This is a genomic window from Rhodoferax sp. UBA5149, from assembly GCF_002413825.1.
Taxonomy (GTDB): domain Bacteria; phylum Pseudomonadota; class Gammaproteobacteria; order Burkholderiales; family Burkholderiaceae_C; genus Rhodoferax.
On sequence record NZ_DHXT01000159.1, the window covers coordinates 1,440 to 14,717 of the forward strand.

Sequence of the window (13,278 nt, forward strand, 5' to 3'; positions counted from 1 at the left end):
AGCGACCATGCACCGGTCGTCATTGAGCTGCTTCCGTCCTGACGATAAAAGCTATTATTTTCATAGCATGCTACGATTTATTGACGGGGGCTGGCGCTATTTTTACTCCAGACCCAGTTCCTGAATCTTGCGTGTGATGGTGTTGCGGCCAATGCCCAGCTTCTGGGCCGCCTCGATGCGCCGACCCTTGGTGTTGACCAGCGCGGTGCGGATCAGTCGGGACTCGAAGCGGTGCGTGAGTTCATCCCACACATCATGCCGACCACTGGCCAGCAGGGCCATGGCCTCGGCTTCCAGGCCCTCTTCCCAAGAGAACGAGCCGGTGAACAGCGAAGCCGTCGCGTCGCCCGTCATGCCCGCGTGACCCGGCAGATCCCGGGCATGGGTCAGGCCCGACGCCGCGTCGGATGAGGCCGCGCTGTCATCGCCAAGACCCTCGACGGTCGGGGCCAGAGCGCTCAGATCCCCTGGCACGCTTGGCACGGCCGCGTTGAACAGGGACGGCGCCGAGCCGACCCCGACCTCAGGTGGCAAATCCTTCGGCTCGATCACCTGCGCGGGCGCCATCACGGTGAGCCAGTGACAGATGTTCTCCAATTGGCGCACGTTGCCGGGAAAAGCAAAGTTGCTCAGCCACACCAAGGCCGCATCCGAGATGCGCTTGGACTCCACGCCCAGTTGCTGGGCGCTGATGTGCAAAAAGTGGCGCGTCAGCATGGCGATGTCTTCGCGGCGCTCGCGTAGCGCCGGCAGCCGCAGGCGGATGACGTTGAGGCGGTGAAACAAGTCCTCGCGGAACGCGCCGTCCTTGACGCGCTGCTCCAGATTCTGGTGCGTGGCGGCAATCACGCGCACATTCGTTTTCACGGCACTGTGACCGCCCACCCGGTAGAAATGGCCATCGCTCAAGACCCGCAACAAACGGGTTTGCAAGTCAAACGGCATATCGCCGATTTCGTCCAGAAACAGCGTGCCGCCATCGGCCTGCTCGAAGCGGCCGCGGCGCATGGTCTGCGCGCCGGTAAAGGCGCCGCGCTCATGGCCGAACAATTCCGACTCCAGCAGGTCCTTGGGAATGGCCGCCGTGTTGATCGCCACAAACGGGCCGTTGGCGCGCGGCGAGTGCTTGTGCAAGGCACGCGCCACCAGTTCCTTGCCGGAGCCAGATTCACCAGTGATCATCACCGTAACGTTGCTTTGGCTCAAGCGTCCGATGGCCCGAAACACATCCTGCATGGCGGGGGCCTGGCCCAGCATCTCAGGCGCCGCCGTGGTGCGCTCTTCAGCCACTTGCTCACGCTGGCTTTCTTCCAGCGCACGGCGAATCAGCGCCACCGCCTTGGGCACATCGAACGGCTTGGGCAGGTACTCAAACGCGCCGCCCTGAAACGCGGAGACCGCGCTGTCCAGATCGGAGTAGGCCGTCATGATGATGACGGGCAGGCCGGGGCACTTTTGCTTGACCTTGTCGAGCAGCTCCAGGCCTGATCCGCCGGGCATGCGGATGTCGCTCACCAGAACCTGGGGAAAGTTGTCATCGGTGCAGGCATCCAGGGCCACCAGCACATCGCGCGGATTGGTGAAGCTACGCGTAGGCAGGTTCTCACGCAGCAGTGCCTTCTCAAGTACGAAGCGGATGGACTGGTCATCCTCTACGATCCAAATCGACTTCATATTTTTTGTCACCTCAGATCAATAATTAAAAGGCATTGCGGGACAGACCGCAGCTACACGAAGTGAGCCAGCTCTGTCCCCAACTGTTTAAGGAAGGGGAATCAATATCTTGAAATCCGTGTGGCCCGGCACACTGTCGCACTCGATCAAGCCGTGGTGCTGCTGCACAAAGGTTTGCGCCAATGTCAGTCCCAGCCCCGAACCACCTTCTCGCCCGGACACCAGCGGATAGAAAATTCGGTCCTTGATCGAGTCTGGTACACCAGGCCCGTTGTCGATGACATGCAATTCCAGTGCCAACCGGTAGCGTTGTTTGCCAAATGTGGTCTGGCGCGCGATTCGGGTGCGAAAAGTCAGGCACGCCTGCCCTTGCGTTATCTGCTCCACCAAGGCCTGGCAGGCGTTGTGCGCAATGTTGAGCACGGTCTGGATGAGCTGCTCGCGGTCACCACGAAACTCCGGAATCGAGGTGTCATAGTCACGCACCACTTTGAGGCCCTTGGGAAACTCGGCCAGTATCAGCGAGCGCACCCGCTCGCACACCTCGTGAATATTGACGTCACCCACCAGATGGGGGCGCCGGTGCGGCGCCAGCAGCCGGTCCACCAGCGTTTGCAGGCGGTCCGCTTCATGAATGATGACCTGCGTGTACTCGATGAGTTCGCGCGATTCCATCTCCATCTCCAGCAACTGGGCCGCGCCACGGATGCCGCCCAGCGGATTTTTGATCTCGTGCGCCAGGTTGCGAATCAGTTCCTTGTTGGACTGCGCCTGCTCTGACAGGCGTTCCTCCCGGTCCTGGCGGGCCTGCTGCTCCAGCGGCAACAGCTCCACAATGATTTCATCCGCTCTTTCGGTCTGTGTCACGATCACATGCACGGGCAGTGCTTCGTGGTTCAAACGCTTCAGCCAGGCGTCGTAACGCAGGGCCGCGAATTGATTGCCGCCCGCTCCCTGCAAACCATTTTGCAGATGGGCCGGTTCGGTAAAACTGTCGGGGAAATGGGAGCCCACAATCGCCCGGCGCGATATGCCCAGGGCATCTTCCAGTGCCGCATTGGCAAACAAGACCGCGCCATTGCCGTGCACCACAGCCACCAAGGTAGCCAGCAGATCAAACGACTGAAAACGCACGGCCGCCGACGCGGCAGGAGCGGCCGCAGAGGCCATGGCGGGGAGTGCAGACTTCTTCAAGCCGCCTATTTTGCCGCAGAGGCGGCCGGCACGCGCCCGAGTTCGCGGCGAATACCGGCAATATCGCTTTCATTGCGTGCCAGATTGGCCTTGAGCTCGGCAACACGGTCCAGATACTTCTGGTAGTTGCGCGCCTCACCGCCCTGCTTTTCCGGCTCGCCGTTGTTGTACTCCTTGAGCAACTCGGCCTGGCGGGCCTCCGCTTTCTTGAGTTCGGATTCCAGAATCTGGCGGGTATCCGAGTCGCGCGACTTCTGCTCACCGGTGTTGACCCGCTGCCCGCCGACAGGCGCCGCTGCCGCCATACGTGCGGGCACGGACGCCCCGGGGCGGGTGCCCTGCACCACGGTCACATTGCCACCTTCCACGAGCTTGCAGCCGCGCGTCTGGGCATCGGGCACCGTGTTGGTGTATTCATTGCCGCACCGGTAAATGCGTTGCTGGGAAAAACTGTTTGCTATGAAAACCGCAGCAAACAAGGGAATCAATAAAGCATATTTCATACGTTTTCCACGCATCAACAAGAGGCAGGGATGAGTTTGTCAGTATGCGCCAATTGAACGCAGAACATAAAAAATCATGGCTTCCAAAATAAAAAAGGACGGCGCAGGCCGTCCTTTTTTGCCACAAACTGTAACGAATTACAGCGAATAGTACATATCGAATTCGATCGGGTGGGTCGCCATGCGCAAGCGCGTGACTTCACCCATTTTGAGTTCAATGTAGGCATCCAGCATGCTGTCGGTGAACACGCCACCCTTGGTCAGGAAACCGCGGTCGGCGTCCAGGCAGTCCAGCGCCTGATCCAGGCTGTGGCACACGGTCGGGATCTTTGCATCTTCCTCGGGCGGCAGATGGTACAGATCCTTGGTGGCGGCTTCGCCCGGGTGAATCTTGTTTTCCACGCCGTCCAGACCCGCCATCATCAGGGCGGCAAAACCCAGGTACGGATTCATCAGCGGATCGGGGAATCGTGCCTCAATGCGGCGACCCTTGGGGTTGGCCACAAACGGAATGCGGATGGAGGCAGAACGGTTCTTGGCGGAGTAAGCCAATTTCACCGGAGCTTCGTAGCCGGGCACCAGACGCTTGTAGCTGTTGGTACCGGGATTGGTGATGGCGTTCAAGGCACGGGCGTGCTTGATGATGCCACCCACGTAGTACAGCGCAAAGTCCGACAGGCCGGCGTAGCCGTCGCCGGCAAACAGGTTTTTGCCGTCTTTCCAGATCGACTGGTGCACGTGCATGCCGCTGCCGTTGTCGCCAACGATGGGCTTGGGCATGAAGGTCGCGGTTTTGCCATAGGCATTGGCCACGTTTTGCACCACGTACTTGAGGATCTGCGTCCAGTCAGCGCGCTGCACCAGCGTGCTGAAGCGGGTGCCGATTTCGTTCTGGCCAGCGCCGGCCACTTCGTGGTGGAACACTTCAACCGGTACGCCCATGCCCTCCAGAATCAGCGACATTTCAGCGCGCATGTCTTGCGTGCTGTCCACTGGGGGCACGGGGAAGTAACCGCCCTTGACTGTGGGACGATGGCCGCGGTTGCCGCCTTCGATCTTCTTGCCCGAATTCCAGGGCGCTTCGTATTCGTCGATCTTGAAGAAGGTGCCCGACATGTCGGTGTTCCAGCGCACGTCATCAAAGATGAAAAATTCTGGCTCCGGACCGAAGAAGGCGGTATCGCCCATGCCGGAGGCCTTGAGATAGGCTTCCGCACGCTTGGCGATGGAGCGCGGATCGCGGTCATAGGCCTTGCCATCGCTGGGCTCGACCACGTCGCAGCTCATGAACATCGTCGTTTCTTCAAAAAACGGGTCGATGTTGGCCGTGTTGGGGTCCGGCATCAGCTGCATGTCGGAAGCTTCAATGCCTTTCCAGCCGGCGACGGAGGAGCCGTCAAACGCGTGGCCCGAGCTGAACTTGTCTTCGTCAAAATGGGAAACAGGCACGGTCACGTGCTGCTCTTTGCCACGGGTATCGGTGAAGCGGAAGTCAACAAACTTGACTTCGTTTTCTTTCACCATCTTCATGACGTCTGCGACGGTCTTGGCCATCAAATACTCCTGGTTGGATCGTTGTTGAAAAAGTTACGTATCAGCGAATGCAGTTTTTGTGCCAACACCGGCGACTGGACAAATCCGCCAGCCCTCTATTTTGCCCTGAGTTTGAGCCAGTTTCGGCACGCGCCCAAGGAACATGGCAGAGCAGGCAAAATTTAATGCACTAATTTAGTGCTAATGCATTTGGCACCAAATTAGAGCCTCTATTTTTGCACCAATTCAGGGCCAAGTTTGGCGTTAAAGCCATGCAACCCAGCCAGAAGAGCCGGATAGGCTTGCCCCACCAAATCAGGCGCCCCCTTGACGCCGAGCTCGATGTGGCGCCCGTATTCAGAGTGATCCACACTGGGAAGGCTGAACACCTTGACGCCTGCATAGACCCGTTCGATCTCTTCCATCAGGGGCGTCAGCGTGGCCTCCATGGCGCCAAAGACGATGACGGACTTTTCGATCCAGGCAGAGCTTCGATGCAGGTGCGGGTAATGCGTGTCCAGCACCCATTCGATCATGGGCCAGGCCATGACTGGAAACCCGGGCACGAAATAGATACCCCCACGCTTCCCCACTTCGTGTGGGTCGCTGCCCCCCGAGGGGACTAATTCTCCTTGGGGCGGCCCGGCGGAGAATTGCCCGTCTTCCACTGACGCATCGCCCATGCAGAAAAAACCGGGTATCTTGTTGAATGGGTTGGGAATAAGCTGCGCCCCCGCCGGAAACATGCCCATGTTCAGCCGGTGAATGTTGTCAGGCCGATCGGCCTCATAGACCGTGCCCTGTTCCTTCGCCAGCTCTTGCATGCGCTGGCGAATCAGGGCCTCGGCCTGGGGGTGCAGCATCAACTCCCGCCCCAAAGCCCTGGCCGCGCACTGGCGGGTATGGTCGTCCGGCGTGGCGCCAATGCCGCCGCATGAAAACACCACGTCGTTTGAGGCAAAGGCGCGCTTCAGCGTGGCGGTAATCCGCTCCGGCGAGTCGCCCACGTAGTCGGCGTAGTCGAGTTGCAAGCCACGCGCCTTGAGCAGCTCGATGACCTTGGGCAGGTGCTTGTCGGCACGTTTGCCCGACAGAATTTCGTCCCCGATGATGATCAGACCGAAACGGGGCGCAGCGCTAACTTTCACGTTAACGGGATGAGTTGGAGCCGGGAGTTGTGTCATTCGGCCATGTTACCGCCTGCACATCGATCGCCGCAGGCGCCAGCGGGACAAGCGTGGCCACAGGCAAAGCGGCCTCGGCGCGCAAGGCCTGCAATGCCGCCAGACAGTAATGCGCAAACCACAGCGAAGAAAACGCGAACACCAGCGTGTAGATCCAGATCGCCAGTGGCACCAAAATCACAAACATCGTCGCGAACAGGGCTCCCGAGGCCCAAATCAAGCTCGGCGCCGCCCCCAGATACCCGCATAACACGCCGATGCCCAGCAGCCGACCCCGATGTCGGCGAAAAATCTCACGCCGTTCCTCTAGGCTGGCATGTTCGGCCAACGCATCAAACGCCATCACCCGGTAGGTCAGCCAGCCCCAGATCAGCGGCGGCAGCAACAAAATCAAGGGCGGCACCAGCCACAGCGGGATTGAAATAATGATGGCAATCAAGGCCAGCAGGGTCGAGCCCAGGGACCACAAGATGCTGGCCAGCAGCGAGCCGCCGCGCTTGCGCTCCAGTTGAGGAAAACGCCGCTCGGCCACCAGCAGCGTCAAGGCCGGCGTCATCAGAACCGCGACCAGCAGCAGCGACAGCACCACAATGACCGGCGTCACCGCAAAAATCACAATCAGGGGCGCCAGCACCACCTTGAGGCTGCCCGCGCCAACGCTCTGCAACCAGGCCCAGACTTGGTTGATGATCGACGAGGCCTCCAGCGCCCCGCGCACCCAGTCCATCGCGCTTTCCCAATAGAAATAGCCCAAACCCAACGCCAGCGCCACCATCAGCACCAGTGGCAAGAATGACAGGGCAATCACGCGTGGGCGCAGGCAGTACGCCAGTGCGCGCCAGAAAGAATCAAGGAACAGGTTCATCGCGCGATTGTGCCGCAGCCACCCACGTGGCGTCTGACCGTGCCGGTGCGCTGTGCCCAGCGCTCAGGCGCGACCCGCCAGCCGCTTGAAGCCGAGCCACTGCTGGGCCCAAAAACCGCAGCCATAATCGCGCCCCTGCTCCACCTGGTCACGCACGCCGGTCGGGTCATAACGCAGCTCGAAATTGGCGGTGCCAAACAGCATGTCCCACCACGGCAGCAGTACCCCAAAATTGTGTCCGCCGAGGGTATTCTTGCCGGCCGACTCATGGCCAAAGCCAACACTGTGGTGCAGCCGGTGAAAGCGCGGGCTGATCCACAAGCGCTCACCGACGCGGCCAAACCAGATGCGCACGTTGGCGTGTTGAAAACTTTCACTGAGCTGGGTAAACGCCACGATGGCCACGAACTGGCTGGGTGCCACGCCGATCAGTTGCGCCACCACGACCACGATCACGTCCCGAATCACGTCGTCCAGCAGGTGGTTGCGGTTGTCGGTCCACATCGTCATCTGGCGTTGTGAGTGGTGCAATGCATGCAGTTTCCACCACCAGCCAAACTGGTGCTGGCCACGGTGCACCCAGTAGTTGACGAAATCGATGGCCAGCAGATAAATCACCAGACTGACCAGCGCCAGGTCGGTCACGCCCGGCCACAAGGCATCCAGATGAAAGGTACTGAACCCGGCCACGCGCAGCGTGCCAAACAAGTCATCAAACCAGGAACTCAGTGAGAAAAACAGCACCAGGCGAAACAGCCCGAGCCGGTGGATGACGGTGTACAAGATGTCGATGCGCACCGCCGCACGGTCCGTCACCGGCTCCACCGGGCGCCAGTGCTGCAGCGGCCCGATCACGGCAACCAGGACTGAGAGCTGGAGCAAGCCGACCAGCAGCCAGCCGGTGGCGTCATAGCCATCGGCCAGCAGATTGCCCAGGCCAAGCGCAAACATCGCCGGCTGAATCAGGGACTCAAACAACCGCTGCTGGGCGCCTGAGAATGCGTCGGCAAAAAAATCCATCGGTGGCCGCTGTCTGGTTGGTGCCCTGACTATCGGCCCGCAGCCGTCACCCAGGCGCTGTAGGCGGGGTGGTCGCGCAGGGTGGCAAAGCAAAAGCCCTTGTCCTTGAGGCCCATGATGAGCGGCTCCAGTACGCTCGGAGCCCACGGGTCTTTGCGCGACCAGATGCCCAGGTGGGCCATCAGGATGTCGCCCTTTTTGATATCGCGCAGCGCCTTCTTGAGCAAGGCCTGGTTGCTGAACTTCTCACTGGGCAACTCGTCGCCCAAAAACCCCGCCGCCGCCCAGCCGACGTGCTCAAACCCGCACGCTTTGGCCACGGCGAGCAGCCGCGGCGATGTCTTGCCACCGGGCGCGCGAAACAGGGGCAGTGGTTTTTTCCCGGTGAGGTTCTGCAGGCGCTCGTTCGCATCGGCCAGCTCTTCACAGTATTTTTTGGCGTCCCAGGTGAACTCGCGGCCCTCCAGGGCACCGGCCGTGGGCAACATGCGAAATTTGGGCTCCACCCCGGGCAAATCGCCACGCCAGTAAACGTGGTCGTAGGTGTGCGAGGCAAATTCATGGCCCTCGGCCGCCCGCGCCTTCCACCAGGGCGCCCAATGGTTGCCCAGACTGCCGTCGCCGACCCGGGTGCGCTCATTGGCGGCGAAAAAAGTGACTTTGACGTTTTGCCGCTTGAGCACTTCCGCCACAAACGGGGCGATGTCCATGTGGCCGGTGTCAAACGTCAGGTACACCGGCTTATCACAGGTATTCTCAGCGCTAGCCCCCGTGGAATATGCGCAAGCAGCTATCACAACAATAGCAATTCTGCGCCCGGCCGACAGCTTATTGACGCGGTACATGGTCCAGCGTCCAGACCCCATGCGGGGACTTGCCGACTTTGACTTGACGCACCACCTGGTGCGACTGGGTGTCGATCACGCTCAGCTTCTTGGCCCACCTCGACGCCACGTAGATATAACGCCCATCGGCCGACAGGTCCATGTCATCCGGCCCACTCGGTGCGGGGTAGCGTTCCACCACGGTCATGGTCTGGTAATCGATCTTGCTGATGGTGTTGGCGACCCGGTTGCTGACAAACACATGGCGCTTGTCGCCCGCACTGCGAAAAGAATGCGCCCCCTGCCCGGTCTTGAGGGTGTTGACCAGCCGGGGTTCGCCCCCGCTGACGTCATAGACCTCCACGCCTTCACCGCCGGTCAGTCCAATCAGTAAAAACTTGTCATCGGGCGTGCCAAACACATCGGCCGGCAGGGCGCCGGTCTTGCTGCGCCACTTCAGGGTCTGGCTGACGAGATCGATCGCCACCAGTTCGTCACTGCCCTGCATGGTGGAATAAATGGTGCTGCTTTTGCTGTCGATCCAGAGGTGGCTGGGGGTCTTGCCAGTGGCAATGCGTTTGGCCAGCGTCAGATTGGCGCCGTCCCAGTGGTAGATGTCGATGTGGTTGAGCCGGTTGGCCGCCGTCACGAACCATTTCATGTCGGGCGAAAAGCGCAACTGGTAGGGGTCGAGAATGCCACGCACGGTGCGTTGCACCGCCGCCGTTTTTGGGTCCAGGAACATCAAGGAATCGCTCAAGGCATTGGCAACAATGAGCGATTTTTCATCGGGTGTGAGGTACAGGTGGTGCGGTTCTTTGCCGGTGGGAATGCGGCGCGTCTCTTTCCAGCTCGCGGGGTTCACCACGCTCACGCTGGCCTCCAGCGAATTCATCACAAAAATGGGGTTGACGGCAAGCGCACCCAAGGGCGCCAGGGAGGCCCATAACAAGGCCAAAACACCCGCTAGACGGGCAGCGAAACGAACAGGAAACGTCACAAAAACACTCTCTCAGGTAAGCGTCAAGTGTAACGGGCCGCTCGCATCACGCAGCGATGAGGGCCAAATCGGCCTGGCTCAACCAGCGCCACTGGCCCGGCGCCAGGTCATCGGGCAGGCGCAAGCCGCCAATCTGCGAGCGGTGCAAGGCCTCGACCCGGTTGCTCACCGCCGCCACCATGCGCTTGACCTGGTGATACTTGCCCTCGGTCAGGGTCAGGCGCAGATGGTGGCTGGACACCGCCTCACAGGCCGCCGCCCGCACCGGTTTCGGATCATCGTCCAGCACCACGCCGGTCAGCAGCTTATGCACCTGGGCCTCGTCCAGCGGATGTTTGACCGTGACTTCATAGACCTTGGGCACATGGTGGCGCGGCGAACTCATGCGGTGAATGAACTTGCCGTCATCGGTCAACAGCAGCAGCCCGGTGGTGTCCTGATCGAGTCGCCCGACCGCCTGCACCCCCTGCACCGCACCCTTTTGCGGCCGCAAGCGCAACGGCGACGGCAGCAGGGTGTAGATACTGGGGTGGGTCGAAGGTTTCTGTGAGCATTCGGTGGCCGTGGGCTTGTTCAGCATCACATAGGCTTTTTCATGGTAGGGCCAATCCACCCCCTGGACCCGAAAGCGCAACCCGTCTGCTACAAATTCAGTAGCTGATTGCGCACAGGGGACGGGGGCTAGCGCCTCATTTGACTCATAAACCTGAACCAGGCCCTGCTGCACCAGGCCGGCGCAGACGCGCCGGGTGCCGAAGCCTTGGGAATAAAGAATGTCTTGTAACTGCATGCCTTGAGTATCGCAAAGCCCCGGCAGCGCATCAAATCAGGCGCGCCGCCTCCTGCGCGGCCACACGACCTTCATCGGTCGGCACGACCCAGACCTGCACCCGGCTGGCCGGCTTGTGGATGGCCAGAACCGCGTCGCCGCTGGCCTGCTGGTTCAGCGCCGGGTCCAGCGCCACGCCCATCCAGGCCAGGCGTTCACAGACCTGGGCCCGCAGCACGACGTCATGTTCGCCAATGCCGCCGCTGAAGCTCAGCACGTCGAGCCCGCCCAGGCAAGCGACCAGCGCACCCGATTCGCATACCACCCGGTGGGTAAACAGATCGATCGCCCGCTGCGCCGCCGCGCTGCCATCCAGACGCAGCCGGCGCATGTCGGCGGAAATACCCGACACGCCGAGTAAGCCGCTTTGTTTGTAAAGCATGGTTTGCAGCCGGTCATGGTCCCAGCCCTGCTCCAGCAGGTACAACAGCACGCCGGCGTCCAGCGAACCGCCGCGGGTGCCCATCACCAGGCCTTCCAAAGCCGAAAACCCCATGGTGGTGGCGCAACTGCGCCCCTCAATGGCGGCACACAGGCTGGCCCCGTTCCCCAAATGCGCCATCAGGACGCGGCCGCCGGCCCGCGCACTGCGTTGCTGCAGCACGCCCATGACGTACTGGTAAGACAGGCCATGAAAGCCGTAGCGGCGCACGCCCTGCTCGGTCAGCGCCTGCGGCAGGGCATAGCTGTAATCAAGTTCGGTCAGCGTCGCGTGGTAGGCGGTGTCAAAACAAGCCACCTGGGGCGTCGCAGGAAACGCTTTTTGAAAGGCCCGGATGCCCTGCAGGTTGTGCGGCTGGTGCAGCGGCGCCATGGAAGTGAGGCGGCTCAGCCGGGTCAGCACCTCCTCGGTGACCCGCACGCTGGCGGAATAATCCTGCCCGCCATGCACCACGCGGTGCGCTATGGCGTCGATCGCCGGAATGGCAGGGTCGCCCGCCAGCAGTTCGCCCAGGCTGCGCAGCGCTTCACCGAAGGAATTGGCGCCGGGTGTGAGCTGGCGGGTTTGCTGACGCCCCTGAAAGGTCCAGCCCAGCACCGGCACGCCACCGGGCTCCAGCCCTTCGAAGCTGCCGGTGAGCACGCTGGACTGCACTTGGCCGCCCTGCAGCGGATAGATGGAAAATTTGAGCGTGGACGAGCCTGCATTGACGGCAAGAATGGACATGGGCCGCGCCTTACCAGGCTTGCCGCGGCTGGTCGCGGCGGGCGTTATGCGCCGCCAGCTGGGCCAGCAAGGCCGAAGCCACACGGTTCATCGGGCCGTCGGCCCGGCTGGTGAGGGCAATCGGCACCCGCGCGCCCAGTACCAGACCGGCGCCGCTGGCGCCCGCCAGGTACTCCAGTTGCTTGGCCAGCATATTGCCCGATTCCAGATCCGGCACGGCCAGGATATCGGCGTCACCGGCCACCACCGACTCGATGTGCTTGATGCGGGCGGCCTGGGCCGAAATGGCGTTGTCAAAAGCCAGCGGGCCTTCGAGCAAACCGCCGTTGATCTGGCCCCGGTCGGCCATCTTGCACAGGGCGGCGGCGTCCAGCGTGGACGGGATATTGGGGTTGACGGTTTCCACCGCTGACAAAATCGCGACCTTGGGGGTTTGCACGCCCATGACTCGCGCAAAATCGATGGCGTTCTGGATGATGTCGACCTTTTCCTGCAGCGTGGGGCGAATGTTGAGCGCCGCGTCGGTGATCAGCAGCGGCTTGCTGTACAGCGGCACATCGAAGCGGAACACATGCGACATGCGCCGCCCGGTGCGCAAGGCCGGGCGGGCCAACACCGAGTGAATCAGCTCGTCGGTGTGCAAGCTGCCCTTCATCAGGATATCGACATCCCCCTTGGCGGCCATGTCGGCCGCCATTTCGGCCGCGGCATGGCTGTGCGGCGCCGAGATGATCTCGATGCCGCCCAGGTCAATATCGGCCTCTTGCGCCAGATGACGGATGCGCGCCTCGGGGCCAATCAGCACCGGCACGATCAAGCCGTAGCGGGCCGAGTCCATGGCGCCACTGAGCGAGCCGGCATCGCAGGGGTGCACGACGGCACAACGCACCGCCGCCATGCCGGCACTGCGCGCCAACAATTCATTGAAACGGGCTTCCGGATCAAACAACTGGATTTGCGGCCCATTGACGCGCGCCAGGCGCACTTTTTTCGTCGGCGCCAGCACCCGGGCGGTACCGTGCAGCACGCGGTCGCCCTTCTGGTTGAGCACCTGGCAATCCAGTTCGACACTCCGGTTGGCGTCGTCCTTGCTCACCACCTTGACCGTCACGGTCAGCGTGTCCCCAATGCGAACCGGCTTCACGAAGTGCAACATCTGATCCAGGTAAATAGTGCCGGGGCCGGGGAACTGCGTGCCCAGCAAGGCCGAGATCAGGGCGCCGCCCCACATGCCGTGGGCAATCACACCGTGAAACAAGGTGTCGTTGGCGTATTCGGCGTTCAGGTGGGCCGGGTTGGTGTCGCCCGACACGGCGGCAAAGGCCTGGATGTCGGCCAGCGTCAGGGTGCGCAGCAAGCGCGCGCTTTGGCCCAGGGTAATTTCGTCGTAGGTGACGTTTTCAATCAGATCGGTGTTTAGGGTGAAATTCATGGTGGTTTTTTAAGCTGGCAAAGCCAGGGTCACGGCGGGGTCACGGCGGGGT

13 protein-coding genes are annotated in these 13,278 nt (G+C 61.6%); 1 reads left to right on the forward strand and 12 read right to left on the reverse strand.

All coding sequences use genetic code 11. The features are described 5' to 3' along the window. Nucleotides 1-102 precede the first annotated feature (102 nt). The 4 genes from ntrC to glnA form a co-directional block, all read right to left on the reverse strand. Entirely contained in the window at nt 103-1,674 is a 1,572-nt protein-coding gene (ntrC, locus tag B3V69_RS14050; RefSeq protein WP_296447540.1) for a nitrogen regulation protein NR(I), read from the reverse strand. 87 nt (nt 1,675-1,761) lie between these two features. After that, complete coding sequence (glnL, locus tag B3V69_RS14055) at nt 1,762-2,844, reverse strand: nitrogen regulation protein NR(II) (RefSeq protein WP_296447581.1); 1,083 nt, start codon at nt 2,842-2,844, stop codon at nt 1,762-1,764. Nucleotides 2,845-2,873: 29 nt separating this feature from the next. Beyond that, entirely contained in the window at nt 2,874-3,371 is a 498-nt protein-coding gene (locus tag B3V69_RS14060) for a hypothetical protein (RefSeq protein ID WP_296447542.1), read from the reverse strand. 138 nt (nt 3,372-3,509) lie between these two features. Then, on the reverse strand, nt 3,510-4,925 hold the full coding sequence (gene glnA, locus B3V69_RS14065; RefSeq protein WP_296447544.1) for a type I glutamate--ammonia ligase: 1,416 nt from the start codon (nt 4,923-4,925) through the stop codon (nt 3,510-3,512). Nucleotides 4,926-4,949: 24 nt separating this feature from the next. Between glnA and B3V69_RS14070 the strand changes: the two genes are divergently transcribed. Continuing rightward, nucleotides 4,950-5,090, forward strand: coding sequence for a hypothetical protein (locus B3V69_RS14070; protein ID WP_296447546.1), 141 nt, complete (start codon nt 4,950-4,952; stop codon nt 5,088-5,090). A 44-nt stretch (nt 5,091-5,134) separates the two neighbouring features. On the opposite strand, the gene B3V69_RS14075 is transcribed toward B3V69_RS14070, so the two are convergent. The 8 genes from B3V69_RS14075 to B3V69_RS14110 form a co-directional block, all read right to left on the reverse strand. Then, nucleotides 5,135-6,088 carry a competence/damage-inducible protein A gene (locus B3V69_RS14075; RefSeq protein ID WP_414707533.1) on the reverse strand — a complete coding sequence of 318 codons (954 nt, stop codon included), beginning with the start codon at nt 6,086-6,088 and terminating at the stop codon, nt 5,135-5,137. Next, a complete protein-coding gene (locus B3V69_RS14080; protein WP_296447550.1) occupies nt 6,054-6,953 on the reverse strand; it encodes an EI24 domain-containing protein in 900 nt (299 codons plus the stop codon). The genes B3V69_RS14075 and B3V69_RS14080 overlap by 35 nt, the downstream gene beginning before the upstream one ends. 63 nt (nt 6,954-7,016) lie before the next feature. Beyond that, entirely contained in the window at nt 7,017-7,973 is a 957-nt protein-coding gene (locus B3V69_RS14085) for a sterol desaturase family protein (protein WP_296447551.1), read from the reverse strand. Between the two features lie 29 nt (nt 7,974-8,002). Continuing rightward, nucleotides 8,003-8,818 (reverse strand): polysaccharide deacetylase family protein, encoded by an 816-nt coding sequence (locus B3V69_RS14090; RefSeq protein WP_296447552.1) that lies wholly within the window; start codon nt 8,816-8,818, stop codon nt 8,003-8,005. After that, on the reverse strand, nt 8,802-9,797 hold the full coding sequence (locus tag B3V69_RS14095; RefSeq protein ID WP_414707535.1) for a YncE family protein: 996 nt from the start codon (nt 9,795-9,797) through the stop codon (nt 8,802-8,804). Before B3V69_RS14095 ends, B3V69_RS14090 begins: the two co-directional genes overlap by 17 nt. Before the next feature lie 46 nt (nt 9,798-9,843). Beyond that, entirely contained in the window at nt 9,844-10,587 is a 744-nt protein-coding gene (locus B3V69_RS14100; protein WP_296447554.1) for a 16S rRNA pseudouridine(516) synthase, read from the reverse strand. Nucleotides 10,588-10,618: 31 nt separating this feature from the next. Continuing rightward, the gene (locus tag B3V69_RS14105; protein WP_296447556.1) at nt 10,619-11,794 is read right to left on the reverse strand and encodes an acetate/propionate family kinase; all 1,176 of its coding nucleotides are present in this window, start codon (nt 11,792-11,794) and stop codon (nt 10,619-10,621) included. Nucleotides 11,795-11,804: 10 nt separating this feature from the next. Then, nucleotides 11,805-13,226: a bifunctional enoyl-CoA hydratase/phosphate acetyltransferase gene (locus tag B3V69_RS14110; RefSeq protein WP_296447558.1), complete on the reverse strand. Its 1,422-nt coding sequence runs from the start codon at nt 13,224-13,226 to the stop codon at nt 11,805-11,807. Nucleotides 13,227-13,278 lie beyond the last annotated feature (52 nt).